This is a genomic window from Planococcus glaciei (assembly GCF_900099655.1).
GTDB classification, from domain to species: domain Bacteria; phylum Bacillota; class Bacilli; order Bacillales_A; family Planococcaceae; genus Planococcus; species Planococcus glaciei.
The window spans coordinates 36502-53072 of sequence record NZ_FNDC01000013.1 but is presented as its reverse complement, the minus strand read 5'-3'; the positions used below and the strand labels follow the sequence as shown (position 1 = coordinate 53072).

Annotated in this window: 16 protein-coding genes and 1 other annotated feature; of the genes, 1 reads left to right on the top strand and 15 read right to left on the bottom strand. The window is 50.0% G+C overall.

Going from position 1 to position 16571, the window contains the following annotated elements; all coding sequences use genetic code 11:
- Positions 1 to 33: 33 nt before the first annotated feature.
- The 15 genes from mtnN to cymR all read right to left on the bottom strand — a co-directional run bounded on the left by mtnN (position 34) and on the right by cymR (position 15143).
- Entirely contained in the window at positions 34 to 735 is a 702-nt protein-coding gene (gene mtnN / locus BLQ32_RS15020; protein WP_074510969.1) for a 5'-methylthioadenosine/S-adenosylhomocysteine nucleosidase, read from the bottom strand.
- 65 nt (positions 736 to 800) lie between these two features.
- The gene (locus BLQ32_RS15015) at positions 801 to 1514 is read right to left on the bottom strand and encodes a YrrS family protein (RefSeq protein ID WP_074510968.1); all 714 of its coding nucleotides are present in this window, start codon (positions 1512 to 1514) and stop codon (positions 801 to 803) included.
- Between the two features lie 155 nt (positions 1515 to 1669).
- Entirely contained in the window at positions 1670 to 2146 is a 477-nt protein-coding gene (greA, locus tag BLQ32_RS15010; RefSeq protein ID WP_036806395.1) for a transcription elongation factor GreA, read from the bottom strand.
- 88 nt (positions 2147 to 2234) lie between these two features.
- Positions 2235 to 2858 carry a uridine kinase gene (gene udk / locus BLQ32_RS15005; protein ID WP_036806392.1) on the bottom strand — a complete coding sequence of 208 codons (624 nt, stop codon included), beginning with the start codon at positions 2856 to 2858 and terminating at the stop codon, positions 2235 to 2237.
- A 30-nt stretch (positions 2859 to 2888) separates the two neighbouring features.
- On the bottom strand, positions 2889 to 3500 hold the full coding sequence (locus BLQ32_RS15000) for an O-methyltransferase (RefSeq protein ID WP_053165535.1): 612 nt from the start codon (positions 3498 to 3500) through the stop codon (positions 2889 to 2891).
- Between the two features lie 157 nt (positions 3501 to 3657).
- A complete protein-coding gene (gene mltG / locus BLQ32_RS14995) occupies positions 3658 to 4782 on the bottom strand; it encodes an endolytic transglycosylase MltG (protein WP_139150562.1) in 1125 nt (374 codons plus the stop codon).
- A gap of 221 nt (positions 4783 to 5003) precedes the next feature.
- Positions 5004 to 5312, bottom strand: coding sequence for a DUF1292 domain-containing protein (locus BLQ32_RS14990; RefSeq protein ID WP_036806386.1), 309 nt, complete (start codon positions 5310 to 5312; stop codon positions 5004 to 5006).
- A 13-nt stretch (positions 5313 to 5325) separates the two neighbouring features.
- Positions 5326 to 5742: a Holliday junction resolvase RuvX gene (gene ruvX / locus BLQ32_RS14985; RefSeq protein WP_036806384.1), complete on the bottom strand. Its 417-nt coding sequence runs from the start codon at positions 5740 to 5742 to the stop codon at positions 5326 to 5328.
- A gap of 2 nt (positions 5743 to 5744) precedes the next feature.
- Entirely contained in the window at positions 5745 to 6011 is a 267-nt protein-coding gene (locus BLQ32_RS14980; protein WP_036806381.1) for an IreB family regulatory phosphoprotein, read from the bottom strand.
- A gap of 89 nt (positions 6012 to 6100) precedes the next feature.
- Positions 6101 to 8725 carry an alanine--tRNA ligase gene (alaS, locus tag BLQ32_RS14975; RefSeq protein WP_074511007.1) on the bottom strand — a complete coding sequence of 875 codons (2625 nt, stop codon included), beginning with the start codon at positions 8723 to 8725 and terminating at the stop codon, positions 6101 to 6103.
- Between the two features lie 58 nt (positions 8726 to 8783).
- Positions 8784 to 8994: a binding site (T-box leader), on the bottom strand.
- A 292-nt stretch (positions 8995 to 9286) separates the two neighbouring features.
- Complete coding sequence (recD2, locus tag BLQ32_RS14965) at positions 9287 to 11749, bottom strand: SF1B family DNA helicase RecD2 (RefSeq protein ID WP_053165533.1); 2463 nt, start codon at positions 11747 to 11749, stop codon at positions 9287 to 9289.
- Between the two features lie 22 nt (positions 11750 to 11771).
- Positions 11772 to 12431 (bottom strand): tetratricopeptide repeat protein, encoded by a 660-nt coding sequence (locus tag BLQ32_RS14960; protein WP_036806372.1) that lies wholly within the window; start codon positions 12429 to 12431, stop codon positions 11772 to 11774.
- Between the two features lie 15 nt (positions 12432 to 12446).
- Positions 12447 to 13565 carry a tRNA 2-thiouridine(34) synthase MnmA gene (gene mnmA / locus BLQ32_RS14955; RefSeq protein WP_074510966.1) on the bottom strand — a complete coding sequence of 373 codons (1119 nt, stop codon included), beginning with the start codon at positions 13563 to 13565 and terminating at the stop codon, positions 12447 to 12449.
- 14 nt (positions 13566 to 13579) lie between these two features.
- Positions 13580 to 14713, bottom strand: coding sequence for a cysteine desulfurase family protein (locus BLQ32_RS14950; protein ID WP_074510965.1), 1134 nt, complete (start codon positions 14711 to 14713; stop codon positions 13580 to 13582).
- A gap of 13 nt (positions 14714 to 14726) precedes the next feature.
- Positions 14727 to 15143: a cysteine metabolism transcriptional regulator CymR gene (gene cymR / locus BLQ32_RS14945; RefSeq protein ID WP_036806362.1), complete on the bottom strand. Its 417-nt coding sequence runs from the start codon at positions 15141 to 15143 to the stop codon at positions 14727 to 14729.
- Between the two features lie 133 nt (positions 15144 to 15276).
- Between cymR and BLQ32_RS14940 the strand changes: the two genes are divergently transcribed.
- Positions 15277 to 16563 (top strand): replication-associated recombination protein A, encoded by a 1287-nt coding sequence (locus BLQ32_RS14940; RefSeq protein WP_036806358.1) that lies wholly within the window; start codon positions 15277 to 15279, stop codon positions 16561 to 16563.
- Positions 16564 to 16571: the final 8 nt, after the last annotated feature.

The window sequence follows — 16571 nt, the reverse complement described above, 5'->3', positions numbered from 1 at the left end:
CGTTTTTTACAACGTTTCCAGCTTTTTTTGCATTTACTTGGCTGCCAGCCGTTCTACTACGTTTAAAACAATCTCAGTGGAATGCTTCGCAGCAACCGGCAAAAATTCATCAAACGAGATATTGGATTCTTTTCCGGCAATATCCGATAACGCACGGATCACCACAAACGGCACGTTGAATTGGTGGCAAACTTGCGCGACGGCTGCAGCTTCCATTTCAGAAGCTTTCATCGATGGGAAAAACGCTCTGACTTTCTCCACACGTTCCGGGTCGTTCATGAACGAATCCCCAGTCGCGATCAACCCAACACCGTACGGATGCTCTCCCAGCTCTTCCACGGCTTTGACCGCCAAGTCTATCAATTGCTCATCTGAACGGAATGCGGCCGGCAATTGCGGCACCTGCCCCATTTCATAGCCGAAAACCGTGACATCGACATCGTGGTGGCGAACTTCATCTGAAATGACGATTGCGCCGACTTCAAGCGCCTGGTCAAACCCTCCGGCAGATCCCGTGTTGATGACAACATCCGGTTTAAACTGCTGCAAAAGAAGCGTTGTGGACATCGCTGCATTTACTTTGCCGATGCCGCTCTTTAACAGCACAACGTCCTGCCCTTTGTATGTACCTGCCGTAAATTCACAATTCGCGATTTCGCTCACTTGTGCATTTTCAAGGCTGCCTCTCAATAATTCCACTTCTTCTTCCATCGCTCCGATAACGCCGATTCTCATTTTCCATCGCCCTTTCCCTGTCTAAAATCTTTGCTGCCCAAATTCCTGCACAAAAAAGACGCCTTTTAATAGGCGCCTTCCAGTGTTTTTAATACATCCATTTTCACGGGTTTCCAGCCTTCGCCATCCTTAAATTCCAGATGGACGCGATATTTTTGTGATTTGTCTTTGGACTGCACGACACCGATCGATTTCTGCGGGCCGCCGCCATTCTTAATCATCATAACATACATATTATCTTGGCTTAAACCGGTAGCATATGAAATTGCATTGATTTTTTCGTTCCAGTCGACCGATCCTTTATCATAGACCGATACGTGTTTGCCGGTTTGTTTTGTGCCGACCGGCTCCCAGCTTGTGTTGATGACTGTTTCTTCAACAACCGGATCGCTCGAATCTTCACGCGTAATGGTGCCGCCTGTTACTTTTCCTTCTTCAGCAGCCTTTTCTTCTTTTGCTTTTTCTTCTGCGGCTTTATCCGCTTCTTCTTTTGCTTTCGCTTCTTCTTCCGCTTTTGCGTCAGCTTCTTCTTTCGCTTTTGCATCGGCTTCAGCATCTTCTTCTGGGTTGCTTTCTTCTCCACTCGTTTGCTGTTCAGTATCTGTTTCGATTGTTACAGATTCCGGCTCTTGGGCACTTTCATCCCCATTGTCCAGGAAGATAAAAGCTCCGGTAATCACTATCAAGGCAAAGACCACCCCGATCATCCAATTCAGAATGGAATTTGACCGGTTCTTTTTGTCCAAACGAGAAGGATACGGTTTTTTTTCATTTGTCATCGACTTGCCTCCTCTTCAAATTATTTTAGCATAATGCTCTATTACAAATTTGACGTTTTGACAAAAGAAATGTTTCAATTTCGTGTTATTTTGCTTTTAAGATGGAATGAATTTCAAAAAAACAGCCATTCAAATAAAGAATGGCTGTGTATGAATTAAGAAATTGAAACGATTTTGATTTCCATTTCGCCGCCAGGCGTCAACACTTTTACATTTTCGCCAATCGTGCGCCCAATCATGCTTTTCGCGATAGGCGAATCATTGGAAATGCGCCCTTCTAATGGATCCGCTTCTGCAGAACCCACAATGGTGTAAGACTCTTCATCGCCATCCGGCACTTCTACGAAAGTGACAGTTGTCCCTAAACGGACGATGTCTTTATTCAATTCGTTTTCGTTGATAATCACTGCGTTGCGGATCATCGATTCCAACGTAGAGATGCGGCCTTCTACAAATGCCTGATCTTCTTTTGCTGAGTCGTATTCCGAGTTCTCGGAAAGGTCCCCGAAACTGCGTGCTATTTTAATCCGTTCAACGACTTCTTTCCGTTTAACGGTTTTTAGGAATTCCAGTTCTTCTTCCAACTTCAGCTTACCTGCAGCTGTCATCGGAAATTGTTTTTCGTTTGCCATTGTTTTCCCCACTCCTTCAACTGCTGACTTTAGAAGGTTTCAAGCCGCCTTCCGCCAGTCTCGTATCATCATATTATAAATTGTCAATCTATTCAAGAATTGTTTTAATTTTTGTAACCATTAAGTCGATTGCCACTTCGTTTTGCCCGCCTTCAGGGATGATTACGTCGGCATAGCGCTTCGTCGGCTCGATAAACTGGTTATGCATCGGACGCACAACGTTCAAGTACTGGTCAATGACTGAATCGATCGTCCGGCCGCGTTCATTGATGTCGCGCAGCAAGCGGCGGATAATGCGCAAGTCTGCATCGGTATCGACGAACAATTTGATGTCCATCAGATCACGGAGACGCTCGTCTTCCAGCACCAGGATCCCTTCGAGGATGATGACATCTTTTGGTTCAATCAAAACGGTTTCTTCGGCCCGTGTATGTAAGGCGTAATTGTAAACCGGCTTTTCGATCGGTTCCCGGTTCAATAGTTTATTGACATGCTCAATCAGCAAATCGGTATCGAATGCCAATGGATGGTCATAGTTTGTTTCCAGACGTTCTTCAAATGCCAAATGGCTTTGGTCTTTGTAATAGTAGTCCTGTTCAATCACTACCACTGAGTTTTCTTTGAATACTTCATAAATGGAATTCGTTACGCTCGTCTTTCCTGAGCCCGAACCTCCTGCGATCCCGATAACGACCGGACGGTTTTTAGACATTCTTCCAAGCTCCTTGCAAACTTATGTTTTTTAGTTGGCTCTTTTTTTGCAGACCATGATGCCATCTCCGACCGGCAGAAGCGCCGTGTCATAAGACGGATGATTCAGCATATGTTCTTTAAAATTTTTCAAATTCCGGATCATCGTGCGTTTTCTGCGCGGTATCTCCGAAATCTCCTGGTCCGCCAGTCCATGCATATACATATTATCACAATATATGCTGCCCTGCTCAGACAATAAAGTTTCGTATTTTTCAAAAAACCGTTCGTATTGCCCTTTGGCCGCATCAATGAAAATTGCATCATATTCCCGGTCCAACAGGGACAGATCCATTTCGAGTGCATCCGCATGGAAAATCCGGATTTGGCCGCCCAATCCGGATTGTGCGATAAACTCCACAGCCTTCTCATAGCGTACGTCATCCCGTTCAATTGTATCGATCTGGCAGCCTGCCAGTTCAGAAGCCATCATAATGGCAGAAAAGCCAATTGCCGACCCGATTTCCAGGATGGACTCCGGCTGCTGCTGCAACAGCAAATCGGTCAATTCACGGATGCCCTGATCTTCCATAATGGGAACATGGTGCTCTTCTGCATACGCTTTGACTGCAGTTAATGTCTTTGCCAATTGTTCATGGTCCATTGTATTAAAGCTCCTTTTCGCCTGCCGCAAAAATTACAACCAATAATAACATAAAACAAGAAGGAAAGCGAGGTCGCTTCCTTCTTGTCATGTTTTGTCCACTTATTCCAGTATGTGCCGGCGAAAAACCGCCGGCTTTTACCAGGCAGCGACTTTCTTATTGTCCGATGTACTCATCGCGCTTTTTAAGATGTTCTTCATAGGTGGTAGAGAAATGGTTCTTCCCTTCTTTGTCTGCCAGGAAGTATAAATACTCCGTGTCAGCCGGGTCAAGCACAGCGGCGATTGATGATGCTCCAGCAGCGGCAATCGGCCCTGGCGGCAGCCCTTTGTTTGTATAGGTGCTGTAAGGATGCTCGAATTCGTAGTCTTTATTGAATAAGCGCTCCTTATGCTCACCCATTGCATAAATGACCGTCGGATCCGTCTGCAGCGGCATATCTTTTTCGATGCGGTTGTAGAAGACGCTCGCGATCGTATTGCGGTCAGAACCCGCTGTCGCTTCTTCTTCCAACAGCGAAGCGAAAGTCAGCAGCCAATGCGGCGTTTTATCCATTTCTTCCAACACGGCCTGGTACTGGACCACGTTGGACTCCGTCGCCTTGATCATGTTCTCGATGATCAAATCCAACGAAGGGTCTTCTTCGTAAAACGGATAAGTGGCTGGGAATAAATAGCCTTCCAATGCGTAACGGACATTTTCACCTTTGATTTCTTCCGTCAGCAAAGCCGGGTATTTGACGATCAGCTCGTCAACATACGCTTCGTCCTCCATTTTGGCCATGAACTCCTCCGCGCTATATTTCGTTTTCTTGGCAATGACGTTTTCAGCGATCTGATCCAATGTCAGTCCTTCCGGCACCGTGATGTTGAACAACGGTTCCCGGTAGACTTTCCCGGTTTTCAGGCTCTCGGTGATTTCATCGAGCGTCATGGAAGGCAAAAGCCCGTAAGTGCCGGCCTGGAAATCAGCCTGGTTTTTGAATTTCACGTAATACTTGTAGATGCGCGCATCTTTGATCAAGCCGTTCTCTTCCAGCAAGGCAGAAATGCTGTCGAGATTCGAGCCGATCGGAACTTCGATTTCAACGACTTTTTCTGAATCCGCATCAACCGGCTCCAGTGCGTCGGTGACATAGCTGTATGCGGCAAAAGCGCCAATGCCCAACACGAGCAGCAAAACGACCGTCACAATAAAAACAATCCGACGGACAACTTTCACTTCTTTTTTCTTTTCGCTCATGCGTTCATACATAATTTCTTTTTTCGATTGCTTGTCCACGGGTCCCCCCCCTTAGCTTTTTCCTCTATCCCGTTTGAATGGCCAGCAATTTTCCGCTGGTAAAGCGGAAAACCACTGACCACACATACGCGTTTGGTACTACTCGCCCCCAGTGGAGATCATAAACCCAATGGTTGTAGTTTCTCTTTAACAGTATACCGAATTCCCGACAAAAGAAAAAGACGGAATCTACGTACAATTCCGTCCTTCTCCTAAGTGGATTAAAGTTCTTCGTTCTCTTCTTCTTCGTCAAGGAACGTATTCAACATTTCTTCAATCATATCCCACTCTGCATCCGTTTCGACCGGGCGAAGTTCTCCGCCTGCAATCTTGCCGTCTGTGTCAGCATTTTCAGTGAAAGAAGAAGCTTGGATTTCGATTTCGCCTTCGTCATCTTCTTCAGCGCCTACCGGGAAATACAAAACATATGATTTTCCGAATTCTTCTGAGTCAAATGTGAATAATACTTCAAATAGCTGCTCGTTGCCGTTTTCATCAACGACTGTAATGTGTTCTTGTCCGTGTTCCATTTGCGTCACCTCATCATTTTTTAAAGTCAAGATAGCCTTGCAAAATCATGACCGCAGCCATCTTGTCAATTACTTTTTTGCGGTTCTTGCGGCTGACATCCGCTGAAATCAGCATTTTTTCTGCTGCCATCGTTGTCAGCCTTTCATCCCAAAGCACCACCGGTATAGCATACGCTTCTTCAAGCAAAGCTGCAAACTTTTCCGATGCTTCTGCACGCGGGCCGATGGAATTGTTCATGTTTTTTGGATAACCAACCACAACTTGGCTGACTTCGTATTGCTTGATCAGTTCGCCCAGGCGCCCAAATCCGAAATCTTCTGCAGCTTCATTGATCTTAACTGTCTCGATGCCCTGCGCCGTCCAACCAAGGGCATCGCTGATTGCGACGCCGATTGTTTTCGACCCGACATCCAGTCCCATTATTCTCATGCTTATTCCTCTTTATTCTTTTTGATATAAAACTTTACAAGCTCTTCCAGAATTTCATCCCGTTCAAGTTTGCGGATCATATTACGTGCATCCTGGTGGCGAGGAATATAAGCCGGATCACCTGATAGTAAATATCCGACAATCTGATTGTTCGGGTTGTACCCTTTTTCCTCCAACGCAGCATGGACCTGCAGCATAACCTGCTTCACTTCCTGCTCCATTGATTCATCAGACGGGTTGAATTTCATAGTTTGATCAAATGAGCTCACGACAAGCACCTCGCTTTCGGGTCTAGATAGGAGAAGAGCGCTCTCGCTGTCTGAAGTTTATTATAAACGATATCCGGCATTTATTAAACCTATTTGAGCAAGTTGTAAACAGATTCCAACGCTTCGTCCAGTTTTTCCGGGTTCTTCGCGCCTGCCATTGCCATATCCGGACGGCCGCCGCCTTTGCCTCCGCACTGTTCCGCTACGTGTTTGACGATTTGGCCGGCATGATAGTTCCCGCCTGCCAGATCTTTTGTAACGCCGGCAATCAGCATGACTTTTTCGCCGTCTGTCGCACCAAGTACGATAACCGCTTTTTCGAATTTCTGTTTCAGGTCATCCATGATCTGGCGCAGCTGGTTGTTGTCTTTCGCTTCCACTTTTGTGGAAAGAACCGTAATATCGCCGATTTGGCGTGCCGAACTCAGCAATTCCCCAGACTGTGCATTTGAAATCTTCGCCATCAGCGATTCGTTTTCGCGCTGCAAGGCTTTCATGTCCTGCTGGAAGGTTTGCACTTTTTGGACCAAATCTTTCGCAGAAGACTTCATCAGCCCAGCTGCTTCTTCAAGCGTCCGTTCGCTGTCTTTGAAGTTCTCATAAGCGCCTTTGCCGGTCACCGCTTCAATGCGGCGGATGCCTGCACCAATGCCGCTTTCCGACACAATTTTGAAGACGCCGATTTCGGAAGTATTGACGACATGGACCCCGCCGCAAAGTTCAAGCGAATAGCCGCCGATTTCCACTACGCGCACCACATCGCCGTATTTCTCGCCGAATAATGCCATCGCGCCCATGTCTTTTGCTTCCTGCAAATTGTGGTAGCCGGTTTTCACATCGATGCCGCTCCACACTTTTTCGTTGACAATTTGTTCAATCTGCTCGAGCTCTTCTTTTGTTACTTGCCCGAAATGGGAAAAGTCGAAACGCAGACGGTCCGGTCCGACATACGATCCTGCCTGATTGACATGTGTGCCCAATGTATCTTTTAATGCCTGGTGGAGAAGGTGCGTTGCCGTATGGTTTTTTACCGTATGGCGGCGTTCGCTTGAGTCCACTTGGGCAAATACGGCCGTTTTCGTCAATTCGCCGGTGTCCACCCGGACCGAATGCAGGTTTTGGCCGTTTGGCGCTTTTTTCACGTCCAAAACAGAAGCCTGCACCAAGTCGTTGCTAAGCGTACCGCGGTCGGCAATCTGTCCGCCGCTTTCCGCATAAAACGGTGTGCGGTCCAGGATAACTTGCACTTCTTCGCCTTCGTGCGCGCTGTCAGCCAGTTCGCCGTCTTTGATGATGGCTATAATCGTCGCTTCTGCAGCGGTCAGGCTGTAGCCGATAAATTCGCTGTCGTCTTTAATGTTGCCGAGCACTTCCGATTGCGTCTGCATCGAGTTGACGTTTTGGCGCGCTTTCCGTGCACGGTCGCGCTGCGCTTCCATTGCCGCTTCAAACCCTGCATGGTCGATTGCCATGCCGCTTTCTTCTGCATACTCTTCCGTCAATTCAACCGGGAAGCCGTATGTGTCATATAGGCGGAATGCGTCTTCGCCCGGGATTTCATTGTGCCCGGCCGCTTTTTGCTGCTCGACCACTGAAGACAAGATCGCAAGTCCGTCGTGAAGCGTTTCGTGGAACCGCTCTTCTTCAAGTTTCATGACGCGGATAATAAAGTCCTGTTTGTCGTTCACTTCCGGGTAGAAGTCTTTCATGATGTCGCCGACAACCGGTACCAGTTCAAACATGAACGGTTTTTCGATGCCCAGTTTTTTCGCAAAACGGACAGCGCGGCGCAGCAATCTTCTCAGCACATAGCCGCGGCCTTCATTGGACGGCAATGCGCCGTCGCCGATGGCAAAAGCAACGGTGCGGACGTGGTCAGCGATGACTTTGAAAGCCATGTCCGCTTCAGCGTCTTCGCCGTATGTTTTGCCGGAGATTTCTTCGGTTTTATTGATGATCGGCATAAACAGATCCGTGTCGTAGTTCGTCGGCACGTCCTGCACGACCGAAGCCATGCGCTCAAGCCCCATGCCCGTATCGATGTTCTGCTTCGGCAGCGGCGTATACGTATGGTCCGGATTGTGGTTGAACTGGGAGAACACCAAGTTCCACACTTCCAGGTAGCGGTCGTTTTCGCCGCCCGGGTACAATTCAGGGTCGTTCAGGTCATTGCCGTAGGTTTCTCCGCGGTCGTAGAAGATCTCGGAGTTCGGGCCGCTCGGGCCTTCGCCGATATCCCAGAAGTTGCCTTCCAGGCGGATGATGCGTTCAGCCGGCACGCCGACTTCGTTCAGCCAGATGCCGTATGCTTCTTCGTCTTCCGGGTGGATCGTGACGGACAATTTCTCCGGCTCGAAGCCCATCCAGCGGTCGTCGGTCAAGAATTCCCACGCCCAGTGGATCGCTTCTTTTTTGAAGTAATCACCGATCGAGAAGTTCCCAAGCATTTCAAAGAATGTATGGTGGCGCGCCGTTTTCCCGACGTTCTCGATGTCGTTTGTCCGGATTGATTTCTGTGCGTTGACGATTCTCGGGTTTTCCGGAATCACGCGTCCGTCAAAATATTTTTTCAGCGTTGCCACGCCGCTGTTGATCCACAATAGCGACGGATCTTCAAACGGTACGAGCGGAGCACTCGGCTCCTGGTCATGGCCTTTTTCTTTAAAAAATTCGATGTACAATCTTCTGATGTCTGCAGCTTTCATCGTCTTCATGGTTTTCATCTGTATTCCTCCTTCAACATAATAAAAAGCCCTCATCTCTTGCGCAAGCGCAAGGGACGAAGGCTTTATTTCGCGGTACCACCCTAATTACACGGACAAAATGGCTCCGTGTCTCTCATTGGGCCTTAACGCGGCTTCACGGCAGGGATTGGCTGCACTCCGGAGTAGCTTTCTAAAATTGCATGGCGAAGGTTCTTTCAGCCGGGGAACCTATTTCTAAACGGATGCGAATTTTATACTGTCTCCATCAACGTATTGGTTATTGATTATAGATTGAATTATATAGAAAAAGGACGGGCTGTGTCAATAGCGGCGAATTTCGGGAGTGCGGACGGAAGTGAAGAAAATGCGACTACTAGTGAAATTGAGCTAATAAAAGAAGTGCCGGCCAGGAATCCGCTTCCGATTTTTGAAATACGCTCGGTTAAGGTTAAAATACGCTCCATTCAGCAGAAATACGCACAGACAAAGTTAAAATACGCACAGCAGCAAAAGAAATATGCTTCCAGCTGAAAGTTTCCTACAAAAAAAGCGCCCGCAATGGACGCTCTCCTACGCTTCAATAAAATCAGTCGGCTTGACGCCTTCCATGCCGATCAGCGGATGGATCAGATGGGCATTTTCAGCAGTCAGGCTCACTGGGCCGACCGGTTCTTTTTTCGCCGGGGCAGCAGCGGGCGCTTGTGCCGCTGTGACATCAGCTGAAGCTTTCACTGGAGCTTCTTCTGCTTCTTCCGGTTCAGCAGCCGATCGCTGCAACCGGCTTTTTAAGGTCGTCATGCGCTGCGCATCATCGGTCCGTTCAACGCCGTAGCGGAACACTTGCGGGTCGCCGCACAGGATCAGAAAATCCTTGCTGCGCGTGATGCCGGTGTACAGAAGGTTGCGCCGCAGCATTTTCATGTAGCCGCGGACGACCGGCATGATGACCGTCGGGAATTCCGAACCTTGCGATTTGTGGATCGAGCAGCAGTATGCGAGCGTCAGCTGATTCAAATCCGAGCGCTGATATGTCACTTCGATGCCGTCGAACGACGCGACGAGCAGGTCCTGTTTCTCGACCGTTTCTTTCGCTTTCAAGATGGCGATGACTTCGCCCATATCGCCGTTGAACACGTTGCTTTCGGGCTGGTTGACAAGCTGCAGGATCTTGTCGCCGATGCGGTACGTGACGTCGCCGAACACCAACTCTTTTCGCTTGCCGTCCGTATTCGGGTTGACCATTTCCTGGATCATGCGGTTTAAGGCATCGATGCCGGCCGGCCCTTTGTACATCGGCGCGAGCACCTGGACGTCCCGGATCGAATGCCCTTTTGCGAGTGCACTCTTGACCACTTTTTCGACCACTTGCGGAATCTGGTCGGCGCCCGCTTTGATAAATGAACGGTCCGCAGTTTTCGCGGTGATGTCCGCCGGCAGCTGACCGTTTTTCATTTGGTGGGCGAGTTCGATGATCGACGAGCCGGATGTCTGGCGGTAAATGTCGGTCAGTTCGACCGTCGGAATGCGTTTTGATTCCAACAAGTCGCGCAGTACCTGCCCCGGCCCGACCGGCGGCAGCTGATCCTGGTCACCCACGAAAATGATCTGGGCGTCTTCCGGAATGGCTTTTAACAATTGATGCGCGAGCCACGTATCGACCATCGACATTTCATCGATGATGATGAGGCGGCCTTCAATGTCTTTTTCGGTTTCTTCTTCTTTTTCCTGGCCGTTAAAGCCGAGCAAGCGGTGGATCGTCATCGCCGGCAGTTCCGTCGATTCGCTGAGCCGTTTGGCTGCACGGCCGGTCGGCGCCGCCAAAATGATCGGGAATGGCTCTTTTTTCTTGGCATAATCTTTCGGGTCGAGCGACAAGCCGTGGAGTTCCGCATACACTTCGACCAGTCCGCGGACGACCGTCGTCTTGCCGGTCCCCGGGCCACCTGTCAGGATCATGACGGACGAGTTGATGCTTTGTTCAATGGCCTGGACCTGTGTTTCGGCATAATTGACGCCGAGCCGCTCTTCCGCTTCGCCGAGCGCTTTCCGCACTTCGGACGCCGGGAACCGGTCGCGGTTTTCCTGCGACGACAGCAAGGTTTCCAGTTTGGTCGCAATGCCGAGTTCCGAATAATACAAAGACGGCAAATAAAGCCGGGTTTCTTCCCCCGCCACTTTGCCTTCTTCATTCAGTTCAATCATCGCTTTGGAAATCATCGGGATCGCAATTTCTTCCTGCTGGCTCGATTCCAGCATTTCTTTCACCATCGGAATCATCGTTTTTGCATCCAGGTAGACATGCCCTTCAGACAAGGACGCCTGGTTCAATAAATGCAGCACCGACGCCTTGATACGGTCCGGGTGGCTGCCGGTGATGCCGAGCTTCGCCCCGAGCTCATCGGCGCGCTGGAAGCCGATCCCTTCGATTTCTTCAATCAAGCGGTACGGGTTTTTCGTCAGCACATCGATTGTTTCTTCGCGGTACGCCTGGTAAATGCGCATGCCGACTTGCGGGCCGAATCCCCAGTCGTTCAATTGGATCATGACCCGCTCCAGCCCCAAGTTCATTTGCAGCGTCGAACGGATGGTGTCTTTTTTGTCGTCCGACAAACGCGGCACGGCATCGAGCGCTTCCGGGTCTTCCAGAATCTTTTTGATGGCGTCTTTGCCGAGCTTTTTAACGATTGTTTCCGCCGTTTTCCGGCCGATGCCGTTGAACATATCGCTCGATAAATAATGGACAATGCCCTGCTCGGTTTCCGGCACTTCTTTCGTGAATGTTTCGACCTGGAACTGCACGCCGTATTTCGGATGATTTTTCACAGCCCCCGTAAAACGGTATTGTTCCTCAAGCGACAGTTTCGGAAAATAGCCCGACACGATAATTTCTTTTTCCGGATAGGAGGTGTTGGTTTCTTGGATTTTCACTTTGGCGATGGAAAATAAGTTTTGGGGATTGTGAAAAATCGAGACGACAGGACGGCCTAGCACGAATTGCACTTCTTCTTGGAATAAATCAATTTGTCCGGTCATTGATGCCGTCTCCTTTCACAAATTATTGCAGTTTTGTAGCGATCATATCATACGCATAACGCGCCATTTCATTGCGTTCATCTAGCGTGTACGCCTGTTTCAAGTGAAACATGGCTTCGTTGACGCGGTCCGTTGACACCGCGTACAGGACGCCGAGGTTGTAATGAGCATCCGAATGGTTCGGGTCCTGGTCGAGAACTTGCAGAAATTGCGGTTCTGCCAGTTCAAACAATTCCATCGACGCCAGCGTGATGCCATAGCTTAAGCGCGCCTGAGCGTCTTCCGGGTCCAATTCGATGGCACGCTGAAGATACGGAAGCGCCAATTTCGGCTGCTCCAGCTTCTCGAAGCATTTGCCGATCATGAAATGCGCATCTGCACCTTCCAGACCGTACTGGACCGCTTTTTCATACAATTTCAATGCTTCTGCGTAGCGTTCAACATTGAAATACAGATTCGCCAGTCCGTAATAAGCGGTGGCGGACGTTTCATCCAGGACGATCGCTTTCTGGAAAAAGCGTTCTGCCCGCTCGACGTCGTCCATCGACGTCAGCACATGGCCGAAATTGATGTAGCCAAGCGGATTGTTCGGTTCTTCTTCAATTGCCTGAGTAAAAGCTTTGATGGCTTCTTCGGTGTTGCCTTCTTGAAGGGCCTGTATGCCGATTTCGTTGTAATTCATCGCTCGTCTCTCCCATTAACCTACATATTCTAAACGTGCACCGTTTTTGAAGACACGGTCGATTGTTCCGCCGCCAAGGCATTCTTTGCCGTCGTAGAAAACGACTGCCTGCCCTGGTGTAATCGCACGGACCGGCTCATCAAATGTCACGATGGCTTCGTCGCCTTTAAAGTCTACCGTTACGCCGACATCAGCCTGGCGGTAGCGGAATTTTGCGGTGCATTTCAAAGTGCCTGTCGGCGCTGTATCTGACGTAAAGCTCAAGTTGACCGCTGACAAGCTGTCAGAGAACAAGGCATCGTGGTTGATGTTTTGGCCGACGTATAAGATGTTTTTGTCGAGGTCTTTGCCGATCACGAACCAGGGATCCCCCGCTCCGCCGATGCCAAGCCCTTGGCGCTGGCCGATGGTGTAATACATCAAACCGTCATGTGAACCTTTTTTAACGCCGTCAAGCGTTTCCATCGAACCGGGCTGCGCCGGCAGATATTGGCCAAGGAATTCCTTGAAATTGCGTTCGCCGATAAAGCAGATGCCCGTCGAATCTTTTTTCGTTGCTGTAGCAAGTCCTGCTTCAAGTGCGATTTCGCGCACCCGTTTCTTTTCCATATGGCCGATTGGGAACATCACTTTCGACAATTGGTCCTGGTTTAATTGATTCAGGAAATAGGTCTGGTCTTTGTTGTTGTCTTTGCCGCGCAGCATTTTCGTTTCGCCGTTTTCAGCGTGCGCGACTTGCGCGTAGTGGCCGGTCGCCAGATAATCTGCGCCCAGGCTCAAGGCGTGCTCCAAAAATGCCTTGAATTTGATTTCTTTATTGCACATCACGTCCGGATTCGGTGTACGGCCCGCTTTGTATTCTTCCAGGAAGTACGTAAATACTTTGTCCCAGTACTGTTTTTCAAAATTGACGGCATAATACGGGATGCCGATCTGGTTGCAGACGCGGATGACGTCTTCGTAGTCGTCCGTCGCGGTGCAGACGCCGTTTTCGTCGGTATCGTCCCAGTTTTTCATGAAAATCCCGATGACGTCATAGCCTTGTTCTTTCAATAAATACGCGGCAACCGAAGAGTCGACCCCTCCGGACATGCCGACGACAACACGTGTATCTTGTGGTGCTTTTGCAGTCATTGTTTATCACCTTTTCATTTTAGCGCGAGGCGCTTACTAATTTGAGCTGTCTTTTGAGCAGCTTCTGTTATTTGTTCTTCGGACAGGCCGATGCCGAAACTGAAACGGATCGAATTCCGCAGTTCTTCTGCCCGTTCGCCGTACATCGCCACCAGGACGTGCGACGGGTCGATCGAGCCGGCTGTGCAGGCAGAGCCGCTTGATGCGGAAATGCCGGCTAGGTCCAGATTGACCAAAAAGGATTCAATTTCGATTCCGGGCAGGCTGAGGTTCAGGACATGCGGCATTTGGTTGGTGCCGTTTTCCTTGAATTCGACGCCTTCCTCCCGGAGAATGTTCTTGAAAATCTCTTTATAGCCTTGGTAGGCCGTCTGTTTCTGGTCCATCGTTTCCAATGAAATCTGCACCGCTTTGGCAAATGCCATGATAGCCGGCACGTTTTCAGTCCCTGCGCGGCGCTTCCGTTCCTGCTCCCCGCCGTATAGCAGCGGCGCAAGCTGAGTGCCTTTTCGCTGATACAAAAAGCCGATGCCTTTCGGGCCATTCAGCTTATGCGCCGACACGGACAATAAATCCACATGCAGAGCTTCAACGTCAATCGGCAATACGCCATACGCCTGCACGGCGTCGGTGTGGAACACCACATCAGTATCTTTTAGCAGTTCCCCGATCTCCGCGATCGGCTGCACGGTTCCGACTTCATTGTTGCCTAGCATAATGGTCACTAGAATTGTATCGTCCCGCAGCGCATTTTTCACGTCTTCTGCTTGGACGGAGCCATTTTCGTCCACCGGCAAATACGTTACGTCGTAGCCTTCGCTTTCCAGCTTTTCGCATGCATGCAATACGGCATGGTGTTCTATGGTAGACGTGATGATGTGTTTGCCCGCCTTTTTGGCAGCCGTTCCGAAAATCGCAAAATTGTCGGCTTCTGTCCCGCCGCTTGTAAAGACGATTTCCGGATCGTTGGCGTTGATGCTTCCGGCAAAGATCCGGCGCGCTTCATCCAGCGCTTTGCGCGCAACGCGGCCGGTGCCGTGGATGCTTGAAGGATTGCCGTAGACGGTTCCGAGTGCTTGGGAAAAAACTTCAGCCACTTCCGGATGCATCGGGGAAGTGGCCGCATGGTCTAAATAAATTTGTTTCATTTTGACTGACTCCTTATATATAAAACATGTAGTTTTCGTTATCGTTGTCCTGCGTTTTCATTAAATCTTCAATACTGGTGGTGTCCAAGACGTTTTTGACCGCGTCCCGGATGCGCACCCATAGCTCGCGCTGCGGCTGGGCTTCGTCTTCGATGCCTTCAACCGGCTGGATCGGCCCTTCCAATACGCGGATCACGTCGCCTGCCGAAATTTCTTTCGGATGGCGGGTCAGCATATAGCCGCCGTACGCCCCGCGCACACTTTTCACAAGGCCGGAATTGCGGAGCGGTCCGACGAGCTGTTCCAGATAAGCTTCGGACAAATCGTATTCCGCTGCAATTTTGCGGAGCGGAATCGGCCCTTCGCCGTATTGTTTGCCGAGCGCGATCATAATTGTTAAGCCGTAGCGGCCTTTTGTTGATATTTTCATCTTTACACCCCTGAATCAGTTTCCAATTATTCTTCAAAATAGTATATCATAACTCAGCAAAATGGACTTGCAATGACTTTTATTTCATGAAACGCTATACTGATAGAACGAATGTACGGAAGGAGTGCTTAGTTTGCAGAACGAACCTTTAGCTTTCCGTATGCGTCCCCGGACGATCGACGAAGTGGTCGGCCAGAAACATGTTATCGGACCGCATACGGCGTTGTATAAAATGATCCAAAACGGCCATGTGCCGTCGATGCTGTTGTACGGCGACCCCGGAATCGGCAAAACGTCGATTGCCCACGCCATCGCCGGCACGTCGAAACTGCCGTTCATCGCCTTGAACGCCACAACTTCCGGCAAAAAAGACGTCGAAGAAGTGGTCGCCGAATCGCGCATCACCGGCAAAGTCCTGCTGTTTTTGGACGAAATCCACCGCTTCAATAAACTCCAGCAGGATGCCCTCTTGCCCCATGTCGAAAGCGGCGCAATTGTATTGATCGGCGCAACGACGGAAAACCCATTCCACGACGTCAACCCGGCCATCCGCTCCCGCTGCGGCGAAATCAAGCAATTAAAGCGGCTGACGCATGAAGACATCGTCGAGCTCCTGAAAAACGCGTTGAGCGACGAAAAGCGCGGGCTTGGAAATTATGAGATCGAAATCTCCCCTGCGCAAGTTGAACGCATTGCAGAAGGCACCAACGGCGATGCCCGAAAAGCGCTGACGATGCTTGAATCCATCGTGGTGGCATCAGACGAGCGCGACGGCAAATACATCGTCGAAGATCAGATGGTGGAACAGATGATCAAACGCGTCGGCGTCTTCGGCGACAAAAAAGGCTCACATTTCTACAATTTGCTGTCGGCGCTGCAAAAATCCGTGCGCGGCAGCGACGTCAATGCGGCGATGTATTATTTGGCGCATCTGCTGGAAAACGGCGATTTGACGGCCGTGACTCGCCGTTTGCTCGTCATGGCCTACGAAGACATCGGCCTCGCCAACCCGCAAGTCGGCGCCCATGTGCTCGCTGCCTGCCAGGCGGCTGACCGCCTCGGCTTGCCGGAAGCCCGCATTCCGCTCGCCCAAGCCGTCGCGGAGATGTGCCTGTCGGAGAAATCCAATTCGGCATACAAAGCCATTGACGCAGCCATTGCGGCGATCAATAAAGGCGATACCGGCGACATTCCGCCGCACCTGAAAGATACCCATTACGCTGGAAGCGCTGAACTCGGCCACGGCGGCTACAAATATCCGCACGACACGCCGCTCGGCTCATTCGGCGGCTGGGTCGACCAGGATTATTTGCCGAAAGAAGTGAAGTCGGCGGATTACTATCAACCCGTCATTGCCGGCTCCGAAAAGAAATTTGCCGGCATTTACGAGAAATTAAAGTCTTTCCGAAAGAAAAAATAGAATGGCAG

Bases quoted from the DNA above. Each gene is read 5' to 3' on its own strand.
- ruvX (WP_036806384.1), bottom strand. From the start codon at position 5,742: ATGAGAATAATGGGACTGGATGTCGGGTCGAAAACAATCGGCGTCGCA.
- BLQ32_RS14950 (WP_074510965.1), bottom strand. From the start codon at position 14,713: ATGAAACAAATTTATTTAGACCATGCGGCCACTTCCCCGATGCATCCG.
- BLQ32_RS14960 (WP_036806372.1), bottom strand. From the start codon at position 12,431: ATGAATTACAACGAAATCGGCATACAGGCCCTTCAAGAAGGCAACACC.
- BLQ32_RS15000 (WP_053165535.1), bottom strand. From the start codon at position 3,500: ATGGACCATGAACAATTGGCAAAGACATTAACTGCAGTCAAAGCGTAT.
- BLQ32_RS15015 (WP_074510968.1), bottom strand. From the start codon at position 1,514: ATGACAAATGAAAAAAAACCGTATCCTTCTCGTTTGGACAAAAAGAAC.
- greA (WP_036806395.1), bottom strand. From the start codon at position 2,146: ATGGCAAACGAAAAACAATTTCCGATGACAGCTGCAGGTAAGCTGAAG.
- cymR (WP_036806362.1), bottom strand. From the start codon at position 15,143: ATGAAAATATCAACAAAAGGCCGCTACGGCTTAACAATTATGATCGCG.
- alaS (WP_074511007.1), bottom strand. From the start codon at position 8,725: ATGAAGACGATGAAAGCTGCAGACATCAGAAGATTGTACATCGAATTT.
- BLQ32_RS14990 (WP_036806386.1), bottom strand. From the start codon at position 5,312: ATGGAACACGGACAAGAACACATTACAGTCGTTGATGAAAACGGCAAC.
- mnmA (WP_074510966.1), bottom strand. From the start codon at position 13,565: ATGACTGCAAAAGCACCACAAGATACACGTGTTGTCGTCGGCATGTCC.
- mtnN (WP_074510969.1), bottom strand. From the start codon at position 735: ATGAGAATCGGCGTTATCGGAGCGATGGAAGAAGAAGTGGAATTATTG.
- recD2 (WP_053165533.1), bottom strand. From the start codon at position 11,749: ATGACCGGACAAATTGATTTATTCCAAGAAGAAGTGCAATTCGTGCTA.
- udk (WP_036806392.1), bottom strand. From the start codon at position 2,858: ATGTCTAAAAACCGTCCGGTCGTTATCGGGATCGCAGGAGGTTCGGGC.